Here is a 15,610-nt window from a genome sequence, read left to right as displayed (position 1 = left end):
CCCATGATGCTTCCTTAGGTAGATGCTCCTACATCATGGTCCAAAAACATTGAGCCACAACAGTTCCGCTCCTACGGTAACGAAAACTGGGAGTTCGCTGAAAACGGTCTGATGGCGCACCGTTTTGCCTGCATCAACGATATGCCCATCAAAGAGACAGAGCGAAAATTCCGTTGGCCACTCGGCCGTCGTCCTGACGATCATCCTGGCCTTTCTGATTTGGGTCTATAACTTGCACTTTCTCGACACCTCCAGTGCCCGTGGAGGTAAAGACACTGGCGACCGTGCCGACCGTGCGAGGTTGTTTCCCAATGCCGCCCATTTGAGTTCTACCAGTTTCGCGACTGTCTCTGGCAATTCGGCGAACCACTCCTGGAGCGGACGCACGATGGGCGTTTGAGGTTCTTCTCTCACAGCATCATTAGTCCACACCACACCATAGCGAGAAAGGATTTCAACCATCTCGCTACGCAGAATTGTGTTGTGTTTAGCCGCCTCAGCCAGCTCGCGAAAAGCCGACTCAACCACTCCAGGCCACAACACAATTCCTACCGTGCTTGGGCACGCTCCCTGCTGATGGATTCGGTGCGCGGTGCAGGGATCAAGCTTTACCGCCTCCCCTTCTTTGAGCAACGCAATTCGTTGTCGCCCCGAACGGATCTCCAATTCGCCACTGAGCGCCACCACCAGTTTCGTCTCATGGCGATGCATCAACGGCAAATTGTGGGCATTGACCGGCAATACAAAGCGCATCGCCGTGCCCGCACCTCCCGTGGTCGCCTGCGGCACGTCGATCCACACGGGATAACCATTGGGTACTAGCAACAACATCTCAGACGTTTTCACGCTCATGTCCTCCGTAGCCACAATGCATAGGTACTGCTTATGCGCTGCATTGGATATCGGTCTTGGACGCTATCGGTTAATCGGCAGAAGATTGCTTCACACCCAAGCGATATCAACCAGCAACACCAACTCAGGGAAACCCCACAGGAGATCCACCATGCAACAGTCTCACGTTTACAACGACACTAGCCTGCAACTGACCACCGAAATTCTGGACGCAAAAGCTAATAAAGGTCTGTCCTTTGCCGACCTGGCTGAAGGCACTGGCCTGGGCCTGGCTTATGTAACCGCAGCTCTGCTCGGCCAACACCCACTGCCAGAAAGCGCAGCCAAAGTGATTGGCCAAAAATTGGAACTGGACGCCGACTCGGTAGCCCGCCTGCAAGTCATCCCGCTGCGCGGCAGCCTGTCGGGCGTCCCAACTGATCCGACCATCTACCGCTTTTACGAAATGATCCAGATCTACGGCACCACCCTGAAGTCCCTGGTTCATGAGCAGTTCGGCGACGGCATCATCAGCGCGATCAACTTCAAGCTCGACATGAAGAAAGTCGAAGACCCAGAAGGCGGCCACCGCGCAGTGATCACCCTCGACGGCAAGTTCCTGCCACTGCGTCCTTTCTAAGGATGCATATGAAACTGTAATTCGGCCCGCAGTCACTGCGGGCCTGCTTCAACTAACTTACTGAACCAACTTTATTGAACACCAACTTTGACTGGAGGATTCGTCATGAAAAAAATTCTGTTTCTCGCCTTGTCCCTGACGGCCTCGCTGTCAGCTTATGCACAGGACGCTGTGGTCACGCCGGACGCCGTTCCATACGCCTACGGCACGCACTTGGATATCGCCAAGGTAGTCAACATCACCCCTGCGGCGGATGTATGCGGTCCAACCCCAGTGCAAATGACTTACAAAGATTCGCACGGTGATACCCATATTCTGGAATACAGCGTAATCGGTAGCGGTTGCACTAACTAATCGTCATTCGATCACTTAACAATCAATCAGAGGCTCACAGTATGAAAGCGCTCATCGACGGTTTTTTGAAGTTCCAAAAGGACGCATTTCCACAACGCACTGATCTGTTCAAACACCTGGCCACTACCCAGCATCCAGGCACGTTGTTCATCACTTGCTCCGATAGCCGCGTTGTACCTGAACTGCTGACCCAGCAAGAACCTGGCGAACTGTTCGTGATCCGTAACGCCGGAAACATCGTGCCGTCCTACAGCCCGCATCCTGGTGGCGTGTCGGCAACAGTCGAATACGCAGTTGCTGTGCTCGGCGTCACCGACATCGTGATCTGCGGCCACTCCGATTGCGGGGCCATGACCGCTGTTGCCAAGTGCACATGCATGGATCACCTGCCCGCTGTCGCTGGCTGGTTGCAACATTCCGAGTCAGCGAAAGTCATCAACGAATCGCGCCCTCATGCAAATGAAGCTGCCAAGGTCAGTTCGATGGTCCGGGAAAACGTCATCGCCCAACTGGCCAATATTCAGACCCACCCGAGCGTGCGCCTGGCTCAGGAAAAAGGTCTGCTGAATCTTCATGGTTGGGTTTACGACATCGGAACCGGTTCAGTCGATGCTCTGGATACCGACAACAAAACGTTCAAGTCACTGGCCAAGCACCCGACCACCGTTGCTGTGCATGCCCGTCCTGCAAAAGCCGTTGCTTAATCACCAAAACTATTACGGAGTACCCACGATGCTTGAAGTCACTATGTACACCACCAGCACTTGCCCATACTGCCGTGCTGCCAAGAAGCTGCTGAATGCCAAAGGCATTCGCTATACCGAAATCGACGTACAGTCCGCACCGGTGCGGAATGAAATGGTTAGCCGAAGTGGGCGCCGCACTGTCCCACAGATCTTTTTCGGTAATCACCACGTAGGCGGGTTCGACGACCTGGCTCAACTTGAAAGCGAAGGCGGCATCGACGAAGCGCTCAGCCCACGCTTGGCGGGATGAGCGATCGATGGCACCCACATTACAAATCCAGCACAAGGGGGGCGTCGCCCTCCTTGGCTTGTGCAGGTACAGCGCAGCAAATCAGCACTTCCCCTTCGGCCGGCATCTCAGCGGGCAAATTCAAATAGTGCACTTGCCCACTGATGAGTTTGGTACGGCAAGTTCCGCACGATCCACCGCGACAACTAAAGTCCGGGTTCAGACCACGGCTTTCAGCCAACTCCAGTAAGCTTCCGCCACCTGGCTCCCAACGTGCTTCTTTAGATGATCCTGCAAACAACACTTTGACCGGGCTGCTTGCTGCTGGCACTTGCTCGACTGCTGGAGTCAATTGATCCCGCTGACGGACCAACGTCGAAGGGCCAAAAGTTTCCGCGTGTATACGATCATCGCCAATGCGCAATTCGCGTAATCCGTCGTACAGCGCTTGGGTAAATGGCCCAGGTCCACACAGGTAAAAATCATAATCGTCCAAGGGCAACAACGCCTTGAGCAACTCGACGTCGATGCGTCCAGCCATTTCATAGTGTTCGCCGACGCGAGCATGAGGCTCTGGTTGACTGAGTACTCGTAACGCGCGGATTTTGTCTTTGGCGCGGACTGCCAATTCATACAATTCGTCGCGAAACCCAAGTTCAGACAAAGTGCGTGCACTTTGAATAAACCAGGTGGGACGTGTGCGCCGGATACGCTCCCCTTGATAGATCACCTCACGGAGCATCGAGAGCATGGGGGTAATTCCAACCCCTGCCGCCAACAGAACCAGCGGCCGATACTCATCTGCCTGAACGGTGAAACGCCCCTGGGGTGCACGGGCTTCAATCAGATCGCCAACCTGAACGCGGTCATGCAAATGCGACGAAACCCTCCCGTCACGCTTGACGCTGATGCGGAAAAAACTGTCGGAGGGTGCGCCCGACAGGCTGTAAGTTCTGACTAAAGGTGCCTCTCCTTCGGTCACGCAAATACGCACCGGCAAGTGCTGGCCAGCCTCAAAGCGCGGCAATCCTGCACCATCATCAGGTTCAAAGTAGAAGGATCGAATAGAGCTGCTTTCATCAACAATTCGGGTTACCCGTAGTTGCCGCCATTTGTCGCGTAAGGCATCAGCCTGCAAACGTCCCGCGGTTTGCTCCCAACTACCTGTCATCAGACTGTTGGGAGAAAAACCCTCAAACTGCCAACGCAGTGCCAAAACCGCGTGACGTCGAACCACCTGTTCAACGGTCAGCGTCCACAGCCGCTCTGCTCCTTGGAATGCCGCAATCTCCGGGCTGACGAGAATGATTTCGGTGCGTCCGGCAACTTGCAATACATCGCCGGTTTCAAAATCGATGAACACCAGCCCGGCGCGTGGATTGAGTAAAAAATTGCCCAAGGTATTGAAGTGCAGGTTGCCAGCAAAATCGGGAATCGTCAGAACGTTGCCTTCGATCCTGACGAAACCTGGATTGCCCCCCCGGTGGGAAACATCCACTGAACGCTTGCCGTTTTGGTCCAGGTAGCTCGCAACAAAAAACGTATCGGCTTTGTTGATCGTCCCCTTTGCGGCCTCATCAAGTTCATTGAGATGCTCGGCGACGGTATTGGAGGACGCGTGCCCCAGACTGACGGGCTCGACACTGCGTAGTTGGATGTACTGCGGGCAATTACCGAAACTGTGAACGACAGAAATGGCAAAACCGCCAGGAGAGGCGGTGCTGATGTTGCCATTCATACGATTTCGCCTTCGAGTCTTCAGGTCGATACCCAATAACCCGACAGCATCACCCTTTTTCAATCCCGACTTAACCGGGTCACCGTCAGCAGGCAGGCAGTCGATTTGAAGCACTCGCGGATCGGGAGAATGGGCAAAGCCTGGAGAGCCTTCAACAAGGGTTGCCCAAGGAGTGCCGTTCTCATCGACAGCACCCAAAATCAAATACGGGAGTTGGCTGTAGAACAGTCGATGTTGGTCTGGCATATAGTCGCGTACGACCCTGCGCCCATTTGCCTCCATCACCTGCGCGACGCCAACGCTTTCTTGCAAGTGCCGTTCGCCTTCATGCCAGGGTGATTCCCCCAGCCCGTCTGTCTGACTCATGATCACCTCTACGTATTCACATTCGTAAACAGGTGCATTTCACTCGCTGTTCAGCGAGGAAAGATATTTCCCGGCGGCGGGTCAAACTCGCACTTACCGGTGATCATCAACTCAGCGTTTTGCAGGCCGACGGTCTGCAAAAATTCAGCGGACTCGAAGGTTTGAAATGACCGTCGAGCCAACACAGTGACTAACAACCACGATTGAACTAAGGAAGCTCATAGAGCTTTTTCCTGTCCTGCTCGGTTTGTACCGAGGGGCGAATCAATTCCCCTTTAGCGTAGGCACGTATCACGGCTGGACGCTCACTGATTCTGGCTAACCACGCCGCTATGTGCGGGTATCCATCGAGCGTTATTCCTTGTTTGTTGTACTGAAGCACCCAAGGATAAATCGCCATGTCGGCTATCGAATACTCGCCAGCGATGTACGGTTGCTCAGTCAGTTGTTTCTCCAACACCCCGTAAAGGCGCTCCGTTTCCTTACTGAATCTCGCCACCGCGAGCGGGACATGTTCGGAGGCAAAATTCAGGAAGAACACAGTCTGCCCCAGGATTGGGCCCAAACTCGCCGCCTGCCAGAACAGCCACTGCAGGACTTCAATCGCTTGCTGGTTATCAGCAGGGATAAATTGCCTGTGCCGTTGTGCCAGGTACAACAAAATGGCACCTGACTCAAAAACTGACACACCAGCCTCGCTATCGACGATAGCCGGGATCCGCTGGTTCGGCGAAAGACGGGTGTACTCGGCAGAAAATTGTTCACCCTTGCTGATGTTGATTGGGTGCGAGGTGTAAGGCAGTCCCGACTCTTCAAGAAAGATGGCGACTTTCTGCCCGTTGGGCGTTGGCCAGTAGTAATAATCCACAGCGCTGGAGAGATTGGACATTTTTTTAACCTCTGGGCAAAACAGCGAAAAAACTAGGCCAGATACTCATCTGCGCTTAGCACCCTGGCGTAACCAAATTGCAGGGCCGCCATGAAAGCCGCATGCACCAGAGGCGCAGGAACCTTGACGTGATTGAACTCCAAGTCGTGAGTCGTACAGGCATCGTGAATAACCGTCGTCTCGAAACCGAAGTCGTCAGACGCGCGAGTGACAGCATCAATACACATGTGGCTCATGTTTCCGACCACCGTGACCCGTTTGATCTCGTTGTTTTCAAGCACGTGAAGCAGTTCAGTTTCGCGGTACGGGTTCATGAAGTGTTTAACGATAACCAACTCGTCCGCGAGGTTGCGTACCTTCTCGTGCAACTGCGCACCTTCGGTTCCCGGGACAAAAAACGGCGCATCAGGGGCTAAGGTTTCGTGACGGATATGGACGACTAAATCCCCCCGTTCACGTGCCGCGCCGATCACACGAGCAGCCTTGTCAGCGGCCGCGTCGGTGGCATTGAGTTCCCATTTACCGCCAGAAAAATAGTCATTCTGGATGTCAACGACGATGAGTGCAGTGCCAGTCATACAGTTACCTAGATAGATTATGGGTACAGAAAGAAGGGGTTGAATCAGGGTACTTGGGGGGTCTCGAACCATTCTTGAGACGGGGTCGCAAAGCGCATTTTTTTGCGCACATGCGCAGAGTTTTCAGCGCTGGTCAGTTTCTCCAGCAGCGCAAACACGACTTCGGTAGCAGTGCCTGGCCCGCTTGAGGTGATGATGTTGTTATCGACAATCAACGGCCGGTCTACGAAATGGGCACCGGTCTCAAGCAGCTGACTTTTTCGTTTGCCTCCTTCCTGGTGGTAGGTCGTGGCGCTTCTGCCCCGCAGCACTCCGGCGACGCCCAGGCAAACCGAAGACACACAGACACTGGCCACTGGTTTACCGGCCTCGACAAAGTGGCGGATGGTGTCCAGAAAGGGTTCGCTTAGTGCTTCCTCGTAAAAACCAGCGGGTTCAAAACCACCGGGTAATGCCAAGGCATCAAAGCTGCTCAAATCCAGTTCATTCAGTAAGAAGCCGGGATTTAGAGTGAGCCCGAACGTCGTAACGATTTTTCTACGAAGGCCGGCGTTGACCAATTCAATAGAGTCATCACCGATTAAATCGGCCCAGCCAAGCACATCGGTAAAGGCCGCCATTTCGAGAGGCTCAACGCCGTTGGCTAACAACATAAGCACGCGTTTCATCAGGAAATAGCCTCCATCGGCGGGTGTGAATATCTGTATGAGTGTGTGGGTGCATGCTCCGCTTTAACCGCTATGTGGAGAACGGCCAAAAAATACAATCCACTGTTTCGCTCACTGAAATGCTCATAAACAGTTTTGTATCTGTCTGTAGTCAGCACGGCATCTGACACAATTCCATGCGCAGCACGGGGCGGTTGGACACATACGGGACACAGCGCGGGGTTCAAATGGGGCTCGTCAATTGGCTCCTCCTCCCCCCGTAAAGGAACACCCGATGAACAAGTTATTCAAAGGTCTGGCCTTGGCCACAGCAATGTTCAGTGCAACCGCCGCGTTAGCCGCCCCAGTCAAACCAACCGTCGTGCTGGTGCACGGCGCATTCGCCGACTCCAGTAGCTGGAACGGCGTGGTCAAGATTCTGGAAAAAGATGGTTACCCGGTGATCGCGGCTTCCAATCCGCTTCGCACTCTGAAGGGCGATGCACAGTCGGTAGCTGATGTGCTGAAAAGTGTAAAAACACCTGTCGTCCTGGTCGGACACTCTTACGGTGGCCCGGTAATCAGCGAAGCCGCCTACGGTAATGCCAACGTTAAGGCACTGGTTTACGTCGCCGCAATTGCACCTGAAGCAGGTGAGTCCACCGCAGATTTGGCTGGGCGCTTCCCAGGCAACACCTTGGGTCCAACCCTCGCGCCACCGGTTGAACTGGCAGACGGCGGAAAAGATCTCTACATCCAGCAGGACAAGTTCCACGATCAGTTCGCAGCCGACGTATCGAATGCAGATGCCAGGTTAATGGCCGCTACCCAACGTCCCGTGACTGTCGCAGCGCTCAATGAGGCGTCGAGTGAGCCAGCCTGGAAAACCGTGCCGTCCTATTTTGTTTACGGTGACAAAGACAAGAACATTCCTACACAGGCGCAGGTATTTATGGCTGAGCGGGCGCACTCTAAAAAGACCGTTGTGGTCAAAGGCGCGTCCCATGTTGTGATGGTGTCCAATCCGAAAGCCGTTGCCAGCCTGATTGAAACGGCAGCTACCGCAAAGTAACCGGAGGAAGTGTCGCGAATACCGTGAACGCTGAATTAACTCAGGGAGCATCCGCCCGCATGGCCGGATGCTCTCGGAGACCGTCGACGATGAAATCGACAAAACTGCGCACCCGCATCGATGCTTTGCGCCCCTCGCGGTAGACCACATGCACGGGCAACGCGGGTAACTCATAGGCTTGTAAAACTCGACGCAATTGCCCGCTTTTCAGATAGTCGTACAAGGGATAGCTGAGGCAGCGCATTAGGCCTGCACCGTGGGCTGTCGCATCGATGGCTGCCTGCACGGTGGCACAACTCAACCGCGTATGAGCCTTGATCGGATTTAGCTCTCCTTCCTGTTGAAAGTCCCACTGAACCTTGTCTCGATAAGCGTGCGTGGCAACCAATCGATGATGCCTGAGGTCCTCAGGCACTTGTGGTTCGCCCTGTCTTGCAAGGTAAACAGGGCTGGCACATACGATTGAACGCACATAACCCACAGGCCGCGCAATCAACGACGAATTTGGCAAGTTGCCAACCAGCACCGCGACGTCCAGCCCATCCTCATTCATGTTCGGAAACCGATCATGGTATTGGGCAAATACCCTGACCGCCGGATACATGCTCATATAATTTGCCAACATCGATGTCATGACATACCGACTGAAAAGCAATGGCAGCATCACCTTCAGATTGCCTTGAGCTTCGACATGCAGCCCCTTGGCAGAAGCTTCAGCCTCCTCAATCTCCTTGAGAATGCGTGAGCAATCCACCATGAAAGCTGCGCCGGCCTCGGTCAACGCCACCCCTCGCGTGCTACGCACCAACAACGCTACACCCAGCCGCGCTTCCAGCCGAGCAATGGCACGAACGACCGTAGGACCGGATACATCAAGGCGACGTGCTGCCGAGGCGAGGCTGGGATGTTCGGACAATGCTTCAAACATCTGCATCTCATGATAGCGATCCATCAATCTGCACTCTTCACAACGGGCTTGAGGGCGGCATCCTGGCCAAGTCGGGACGCGAGAAAATCAACAAACGTACGAACCTTCGCCGGCACTCGATTGTTTTTTTGGTAAACCACCTGAATCGGTAGCGCTGGTGGCTCAAACTCCTGAAGCACCACTTCCAGCCCGCCATTAGCAACATGACCGGCTACCTGGTAGGACAAGACACGAGTGAGCCCCCAGCCCAAACGAGCAATATTAATTGCCGCCTGATTCGCAGTTACCACCAACCGTGGTTCAAAACGAAAGCTCAGTGCATTGCCATCATTCTCAAATTGCCAATCGCTCAAAAGGTGGCTGGCCGATGACATGACAATGTTGGCTGTACTCAACTCTCCAGGGTGGCGCGGCCTACCGTACTGCTCAAAATAAGCAGGTGCGGCACATATTACTTGTCGCACTTCCCCGACTTTAATGGCGTGCTGATTGTTCTCATGCAAATGCCCGATGCGTATTGCCACGTCAACGCCTTCGTCGGCCATGCTCACTACGCGGTCGACCAGCAAAGCATTGAGATTCACAGAGGGAAACTGGTCCAGGTACTCCGCCAACAGTGGCGCTATGTACAACTCACCAAACATAACCGGAGCGGTCACTGTTAAGTGCCCGCGCGGTATCGAGTAGCTGTCGGCCGCAGCCTCCTCAGCTTCATCGACTTCGTTCAGTATCCGTCGACAATCTTCCAGATAGCGTTGCCCTGCTTCAGTCAGGTGCAAGCTGCGGGTCGTTCGGGAAAGGAGTTGGGTGCCAATTCGCTCTTCCATCGCGGCGATTGCACGGGTCACGCTGGGAGGTGAGATATTCAACCGACGCGCCGCCGCGGCAAAACCTTCCTCCTCGGCTACCGCCATAAAAATCTGCATCTCATGAAAGCGATCCATGGGCGACCCTCTCTTGATCAAAGAACGGCGAGGCATGTGATTGCGAACGCGAACAGCTCAATCTGGCAGTATTGTTGGCGATCGCGTCTTTCGCACGTTATGTGCCGGAGTTTTTTGCAAAAAACTGCGATTGGCAGGGAAAAACCGCGAAAAGAATAAAAAAGGGGCTTGCCGGAAGTGATTTCGGCAAGCCCCTTCGTTTTGAATCAAGCTTCTTGCAAGCCCGTTGCGGTGCGTTGCATGCCAACAAAATTCGGCAGAGTTTCGATACTGCTCAGCCAGGCACGGACATTCGGGTAGTCAGTGAGCGCGACATTACCTTCCGGTGCATGGGACACATAGGTGTAAGCGGCAACATCAGCGATGGTTGGCTTATCGCCAGCCAAAAACGTGCTCCGCCCCAGCTCTTCTTCCATGACGTTGAGCAAGCCATGAGAACGCTTGATAGCCTCTTCTGCGTCATAGCCTGCTCCGAAAACGGTGATCAACCGGGCAGTGGCTGGGCCGGAGTTGATCTGACCAGCGGCCACTGACAACCAGCGTTGAACCTTGGCTTGATCTACTGGATCGCTTGGCAACCATTGCCCGTTTCCGTATTTGGCGGCGAGATACACCAGAATTGCGTTGGAGTCCGCCAGGATGGTGCCGTTGTCATCGATCACCGGCACTTGCCCAAAACTGTTGCGAGCCAAAAACTCTGGGGTTTTGTGCGCGCCTTTCATCAGGTCTACAAAAACAAGTTCAGTCGGTAAGCCAAGCAGGGACAACATTAATTCGACACGATGAGAGTGACCGGACAAAGGGTGACGATAAAGTTTGATCGCTTGCTGGGACATGACGTACTCCGAATGTTGTTTGAGTTCGACCCGGTTATCGCGTCGAGGGAGGTATCTTCTCCTCCCCTCTCAAACACAGGAATGACCAGCTTTTACAATCCAGCATTCCGCAGGCTGAAATGATGAACACCAGCTTTTACGAGTCCACGTCCTTTCCCAGCATCAAGCTCATAAAAGCGACCGACGCGGCACTGTGATAATTGTTTTTGCGCCGCAGCAACGCGGCCCCGCGATGCGGCCCCTTTCCTACCAGCGCTATTTTTCGAAGGGCACGGTCCTGGGTGGCGATAGCTTCCGGAAGAATCGTGGCAACCGGCGTATGCCGAATGACTTCCAGCAATGTATTAACCGAGTTGACCTCAATCACCACCTTCGGCGTGATGTTGGTTTTTGCGAAGTATTCATCGATACAGACCCGCGTGACAAAGTTGGGTGTCAGGAGCGCGAACTCCAGCTGCGCAACCTGCTCCGAAGTCAACGCACTCTTGCATTCGTATAGCGGGTGATCTCGCCCAACCATCAGCCCCAGGGATTCGATAAATGCGGGGATCGATTCGATGTCGGCATTTCTGACTTGATCAAATGCAATGGCGATATCCAGCGAATCGTCCGCCAACCCGGTTTCGATATCGCCCATCGACAACTCAAAAATCTCTAGATGGATGTTGGGATAGAGAGCCGTGTAGTCCCGCACTAGCGGACCCACGAGATACGCCATAAAAGTCGGAGTCATCGCCAGGCGCAGGGTGCCGCGAGACAAATCCTTTACATCGTGAAGTGCTCGCTTCCCAGCCTCCAACTCCACCAACACGCGACGTGCGCATTCGATATAGGCCTGCCCCGCATCGGTCGCCTTTACCGTCCGCGAGGTTCGGTCGAACAGAACAACGCCGAGGGTTTCTTCCAACTGCCGGATTTGTTGCGACAACGTGGGCTGGGAAACATGCAGCGCTTCTGCGGCACGGGTGAAACCGCCGTTATCCGCGACCGCCAACAGATACCGTAAATGTCTTAGCAGCATGGCAACTCCCCTCTATAGGCACTGCTTATGCGCGGCATTGTATAGCGGTCTTGGACGCTATCGGTCAATCGGCAGAGGATTGCTGCACACCCAAGCACTACCAACCCCGATGCCGGCCCGCCCCCTTAGTGCGGGCCATCACTCAATACTGACTGGAGAAAAGACCATGAAAACCATGAGCGGCCGTAGGCGCGTCAACGAGTAAAGAGATGTAAAGCGGTGTTATGAAGTGCACAGCACCCAACCATTCCTTCGCCACAAAAAATCGTTTTTACACACCCTCAATTGAGGATGTGTAAAAACGTCAAAAGAGGTTTCAAACGTCGGATTCAAGCCTGTCCGTATGCCCGGGTATCGCGTCGCAGCCTAAGAGAAAACGTCTTGGCGAACTGAGCACGATCTGCAACGAAACTATTGCGGCGGGGTGGATTTGAAGCTGGGCAATGCCTGGATACGGGACCACCAATCAGCAAAACCGTTGATTGCAAACACTTGTTCTGCGTCCGGAGTCATCGCCATGTAAGCGCATGCCGGTGCCAGGTATAAATCGCCAATGCTCAGCGCCGGGCCAGCAAGAAATGGATCGCTGCCTTTGATCTTCATCAACTCGGTGAGCACTAGTTTCGACTTTTCGATGCCTTGCAGGCGAGAAGCATCATTCTGCCCTCCGATAAAGTCAGGGAACAGGTAGTAACCGAAGACTGGAACCATCGAGCCATAGCAGTAGGAGTCGTAAATGGACTGAGCCATATGACTTCTGGCTCGATCTCGTGCAGTTTTTGGGGTGAGCGAAGGCCCAGGCAACACCTCAACCTGTAAGTCGAGTGAAAAAGTACGCTCCCAGGCGCTTAAGCGAAGGCTCGTGGCTGACGCTGTTTGACCTTCTGCGCAAGCTTGCCAGCAGACGAATGGCAATGGCCAAGTTGAGTCTACGGACACGTCACGCATGGCATGACTGGGTGGGGTTGCGCTCTCAGCTTCAGTCGACGTTCTGCCCCCATTGTTTCATCCAGCACAATTAAGTCATGACATCCTTGCCCATTCTCTAATCACCCCTTGATGGCGAGACTGGTGCCAGAAGCAACTAACCGTTTCCGGTCATTGCAGCGTTCTTCATCTTGGGAGTCTTCACATGATTGATTTCAATCACTCCAGCATAAGCAACTCAAGACCGGACGATTCGGTCATGGCACATGAGCACGAAAGCGGCTTTCTGCTCCCCCAACTGATGGGCGCGCTTGCCCGCGATTCCGGTTTTCCATCTCTGAGAGATTGCTCTCAACAATCTGCCAGAAGTGTTTTTTTCCTGAAGTTGCGCACCTCACTGAAGCGCGCGCTGACGCTTCGAGACCTTCCCCATTAATGACTTTGGACAGCCAAGAGCCGTTCACGCCTTGTAGAGAAATGAAATGACCTACGACTTTGATCTGTTTGTAATTGGTGCGGGCTCCGGTGGTGTAAGAGCAGCACGTTTTGCCGCGGGGTTTGGCGCCAAAGTGGCGGTTGCCGAAAGCCGCTACCTCGGTGGTACGTGCGTCAACGTCGGTTGTGTGCCGAAAAAATTGCTGGTCTACGGTTCGCATTTCGCCGATGACTTCGAACAGGCCGAGGGCTTTGGCTGGACTGCCGGTAAAGCACAATTTGACTGGGCAAAATTGATTACCAACAAGAACCGCGAGATCGAGCGACTCAACGGCATCTACCGCAAGCTGCTGATTAACAGTGGCGTGACGTTGCTTGAAGGTCACGCACGCCTGACCGATCCGAACCACGTCGAAGTCAATGGGCAGATCTTCAGTGCCGAACGCATTTTGATTGCTACCGGCGGCTGGCCACAAATTCCGGATATCCCCGGTCGTGAGCATGCCATCACCTCTAATGAGGCCTTCTTTCTCCCGCAACTGCCCAAGCGTGTGCTGGTGGTCGGTGGCGGCTACATAGCGGTCGAGTTTGCCGGAATCTTCAACGGCCTGGGTGCCGACACGAGCCTTCTCTATCGCGGTGATCTGTTCCTGCGCGGGTTTGATAAATCAGTTCGCACCCACCTGGTGGAAGAACTGACCAAACGCGGACTACAACTGAAATTCAATACGGATATCGTCCGGATCGACAAACAGTCGGACGGTAGTCTACTGGCTACGCTCAATGACGGTAGCCAACTGGAAACCGACAGCATTTTCTACGCTACCGGGCGGCGGCCAATGCTCGATAATTTGGGCCTGGAAAATACCCGTGTCGAACTCAACGAGAAAGGTTACATAGACGTCAACGACAACTTTGAAACCCGTGAACCTTCGATTCTGGCGTTGGGTGATGTGATTGGCCGAGTGCAATTGACCCCGGTAGCTACGGCAGAAGGTATGGCAGTTGCGCGCCGCCTGTTCAAGCCCGAGCAATATCGTCCCGTAGATTACAGGCATATTCCTACCGCGGTATTTAGTCAGCCAAACATTGGCACCGTTGGACTCACTGAGGAGCAAGCGCTGGAGAATGGCCACAAAGTGACAGTCTTCGAGAGCCGCTTCAAGCCGATGAAATTGACCCTCACGGAGTCATCCGAGCAGACGCTGATGAAGCTGGTAGTGGATGTACGCACTGATCGAGTATTGGGCGCGCATATGGTCGGTCCGGACGCAGGGGACATCATTCAAGGGCTGGCAATCGCTCTGAAGGCCGGTGCGACCAAGCGCTTGTTCGATGACACCATCGGTGTGCATCCCACTTCGGCAGAAGAGTTTGTAACCTTGCGGACACCTGTCGCCGGCAGGTGACGATGGGGTGACCGCCGGTGTATTGCGCCCGGGCACGTCGACAACCTGGACCGGGCGATTGCCTTGTTCAACCGCTACCGCCCGCAATTCAAGGTTTCGTTGATCAGGTTGGCTGGTATCCCTGACTAAACGCGACGTTCGCGCAGTAATTGTCGGGCGGAGTCGGCCATCACAGGAAGAGAGCCGGCAAGCATCAACACGTCCTTGAGTACCAGGCGACCGGCACCGGATAGATAGGGAAAACCATGCTGGCCATCACCAAGAGCGCCAACCCAGGCTTCAGGTGTGGTGATCAGAAAGGTCAACGTCACCAGTGGCGTACCGAAGGCCATCGCACCGCCGAGCAAACCCGTACGGCGTGAGATCGGGTTGGACAGCACCAACAATCCGATCAGGATTTCGACAACTCCCAGCCCAGTAGAAAAGCCATAAGTGTTGTTGGCTGTCTGCCAGGCACGCTTGTCGGCATTCAGCTCACCTTCATGGGTGAGGTGCGCTTTATATTCCTGCGGGTGCTCATAGAAGAACGACATGAACGGGCTGTTGGCAACAAACGGCGTGATGCTATCTGCCTCGTAAGGGATAAATTTGAGGAAACCAATCCAAAGGAAAACCACAGCGATTGCCAGTCGCATGAGTGATGTACCGAACGTGTCAACTTTGCTAATAAACCGTAGTGAGGTCGTGAATGAGGTGAGCATGAGACTTCTCCGACTAATTGAATGTGGAGCTAGTCTGGGGCGTTTTTCCCCCGGCACTTTTGTGCGTCATGCTCAAGTTATTGCTTGATCGTCTCAAGGTGCACTTGCGGTTTTAAAGGCATAAAAAAGCCCCGGAACTTCACAGTGCCGAGGTATCAATCTCAGGCGGCATTCAGCAAGAAATTCAAAGAGATTTACGCAGAGGCGCCAGGGAGAGTGCGACGTGGAATTGAGTGTCTCCGACATTTTCATCTGCCGGAGAAAAGCACAGTCATCCACCCTCGTAGAAGCGCTTTCACGCCTAAACTGCCGATTCTTG

19 protein-coding genes are annotated in these 15,610 nt (G+C 54.1%); 8 read left to right on the top strand and 11 right to left on the bottom strand.

All coding sequences use genetic code 11. The features are described from left to right. Positions 1-48 precede the first annotated feature (48 nt). Entirely contained in the window at positions 49-231 is a 183-nt protein-coding gene (locus BK665_RS05955) for a DUF1348 family protein (RefSeq protein ID WP_259699579.1), read from the top strand. On the opposite strand, the gene BK665_RS05950 is transcribed toward BK665_RS05955, so the two are convergent. Continuing rightward, positions 226-852: a cupin domain-containing protein gene (locus BK665_RS05950; RefSeq protein WP_123403744.1), complete on the bottom strand. Its 627-nt coding sequence runs from the start codon at positions 850-852 to the stop codon at positions 226-228. The two genes, BK665_RS05955 and BK665_RS05950, sit on opposite strands and share 6 nt — an antisense overlap. Before the next feature lie 151 nt (positions 853-1,003). Here BK665_RS05950 and cynS point away from each other — a divergent pair, with 151 nt between their 5' ends. The 4 genes from cynS to grxC all read left to right on the top strand — a co-directional run bounded on the left by cynS (position 1,004) and on the right by grxC (position 2,821). Next, complete coding sequence (gene cynS, locus BK665_RS05945) at positions 1,004-1,471, top strand: cyanase (protein ID WP_123403742.1); 468 nt, start codon at positions 1,004-1,006, stop codon at positions 1,469-1,471. Positions 1,472-1,576: 105 nt separating this feature from the next. Beyond that, entirely contained in the window at positions 1,577-1,825 is a 249-nt protein-coding gene (locus tag BK665_RS05940; protein ID WP_123403740.1) for a DUF2790 domain-containing protein, read from the top strand. Between the two features lie 41 nt (positions 1,826-1,866). Beyond that, positions 1,867-2,529, top strand: a complete 663-nt coding sequence (locus tag BK665_RS05935; RefSeq protein WP_123403738.1) for a carbonic anhydrase — start codon at positions 1,867-1,869, stop codon at positions 2,527-2,529. Between the two features lie 28 nt (positions 2,530-2,557). Further along, complete coding sequence (grxC, locus tag BK665_RS05930) at positions 2,558-2,821, top strand: glutaredoxin 3 (protein ID WP_123403736.1); 264 nt, start codon at positions 2,558-2,560, stop codon at positions 2,819-2,821. Between the two features lie 19 nt (positions 2,822-2,840). On the opposite strand, the gene BK665_RS05925 is transcribed toward grxC, so the two are convergent. From BK665_RS05925 to BK665_RS05910, 4 genes are all read right to left on the bottom strand, one after another. After that, positions 2,841-4,886, bottom strand: a complete 2,046-nt coding sequence (locus BK665_RS05925) for a 2Fe-2S iron-sulfur cluster-binding protein (protein WP_123403760.1) — start codon at positions 4,884-4,886, stop codon at positions 2,841-2,843. A gap of 226 nt (positions 4,887-5,112) precedes the next feature. Next, positions 5,113-5,793: a glutathione S-transferase family protein gene (locus BK665_RS05920; RefSeq protein WP_123403734.1), complete on the bottom strand. Its 681-nt coding sequence runs from the start codon at positions 5,791-5,793 to the stop codon at positions 5,113-5,115. 32 nt (positions 5,794-5,825) lie between these two features. Further along, positions 5,826-6,371 (bottom strand): cysteine hydrolase family protein, encoded by a 546-nt coding sequence (locus tag BK665_RS05915; RefSeq protein WP_123403732.1) that lies wholly within the window; start codon positions 6,369-6,371, stop codon positions 5,826-5,828. A 44-nt stretch (positions 6,372-6,415) separates the two neighbouring features. Beyond that, positions 6,416-7,039: a DJ-1/PfpI family protein gene (locus BK665_RS05910; RefSeq protein WP_123403731.1), complete on the bottom strand. Its 624-nt coding sequence runs from the start codon at positions 7,037-7,039 to the stop codon at positions 6,416-6,418. Positions 7,040-7,313: 274 nt separating this feature from the next. Between BK665_RS05910 and BK665_RS05905 the strand changes: the two genes are divergently transcribed. Next, positions 7,314-8,090, top strand: coding sequence for an alpha/beta fold hydrolase (locus BK665_RS05905; protein ID WP_123403729.1), 777 nt, complete (start codon positions 7,314-7,316; stop codon positions 8,088-8,090). Positions 8,091-8,130: 40 nt separating this feature from the next. Here BK665_RS05905 and BK665_RS05900 read toward each other — a convergent pair whose 3' ends face one another. From BK665_RS05900 to BK665_RS05880, 5 genes are all read right to left on the bottom strand, one after another. Further along, a complete protein-coding gene (locus tag BK665_RS05900) occupies positions 8,131-9,042 on the bottom strand; it encodes a LysR family transcriptional regulator (protein WP_123403727.1) in 912 nt (303 codons plus the stop codon). Then, a complete protein-coding gene (locus BK665_RS05895; RefSeq protein ID WP_123403726.1) occupies positions 9,042-9,962 on the bottom strand; it encodes a LysR family transcriptional regulator in 921 nt (306 codons plus the stop codon). Before BK665_RS05895 ends, BK665_RS05900 begins: the two co-directional genes overlap by 1 nt. 206 nt (positions 9,963-10,168) lie before the next feature. Continuing rightward, a complete protein-coding gene (locus BK665_RS05890) occupies positions 10,169-10,798 on the bottom strand; it encodes a glutathione S-transferase family protein (protein WP_123403724.1) in 630 nt (209 codons plus the stop codon). A gap of 136 nt (positions 10,799-10,934) precedes the next feature. Further along, positions 10,935-11,819 carry a transcriptional regulator CynR gene (gene cynR, locus BK665_RS05885; protein ID WP_123403722.1) on the bottom strand — a complete coding sequence of 295 codons (885 nt, stop codon included), beginning with the start codon at positions 11,817-11,819 and terminating at the stop codon, positions 10,935-10,937. Between the two features lie 411 nt (positions 11,820-12,230). Then, positions 12,231-12,569, bottom strand: a complete 339-nt coding sequence (locus tag BK665_RS05880; RefSeq protein ID WP_259699576.1) for a glutathione S-transferase family protein — start codon at positions 12,567-12,569, stop codon at positions 12,231-12,233. A 382-nt stretch (positions 12,570-12,951) separates the two neighbouring features. Here BK665_RS05880 and BK665_RS34210 point away from each other — a divergent pair, with 382 nt between their 5' ends. Together BK665_RS34210 and gorA are read left to right on the top strand one after the other, a co-directional pair. Next, complete coding sequence (locus BK665_RS34210; protein ID WP_148053194.1) at positions 12,952-13,182, top strand: hypothetical protein; 231 nt, start codon at positions 12,952-12,954, stop codon at positions 13,180-13,182. A 46-nt stretch (positions 13,183-13,228) separates the two neighbouring features. Further along, positions 13,229-14,590, top strand: coding sequence for a glutathione-disulfide reductase (gene gorA, locus BK665_RS05875; protein ID WP_123403720.1), 1,362 nt, complete (start codon positions 13,229-13,231; stop codon positions 14,588-14,590). 125 nt (positions 14,591-14,715) lie between these two features. Here the strand turns inward: gorA and rclC are convergent, their stop codons facing one another. After that, positions 14,716-15,291: a reactive chlorine resistance membrane protein RclC gene (gene rclC / locus BK665_RS05870; protein ID WP_123403718.1), complete on the bottom strand. Its 576-nt coding sequence runs from the start codon at positions 15,289-15,291 to the stop codon at positions 14,716-14,718. Positions 15,292-15,610 lie beyond the last annotated feature (319 nt).

Source organism: Pseudomonas frederiksbergensis (assembly GCF_003732665.1).
In the GTDB taxonomy this organism is placed as follows: Bacteria; Pseudomonadota; Gammaproteobacteria; order Pseudomonadales; family Pseudomonadaceae; genus Aquipseudomonas; species Aquipseudomonas frederiksbergensis_G.
Note: the sequence above shows the minus strand (reverse complement) of the source record. Positions and strands in the feature narration are given on the sequence as shown.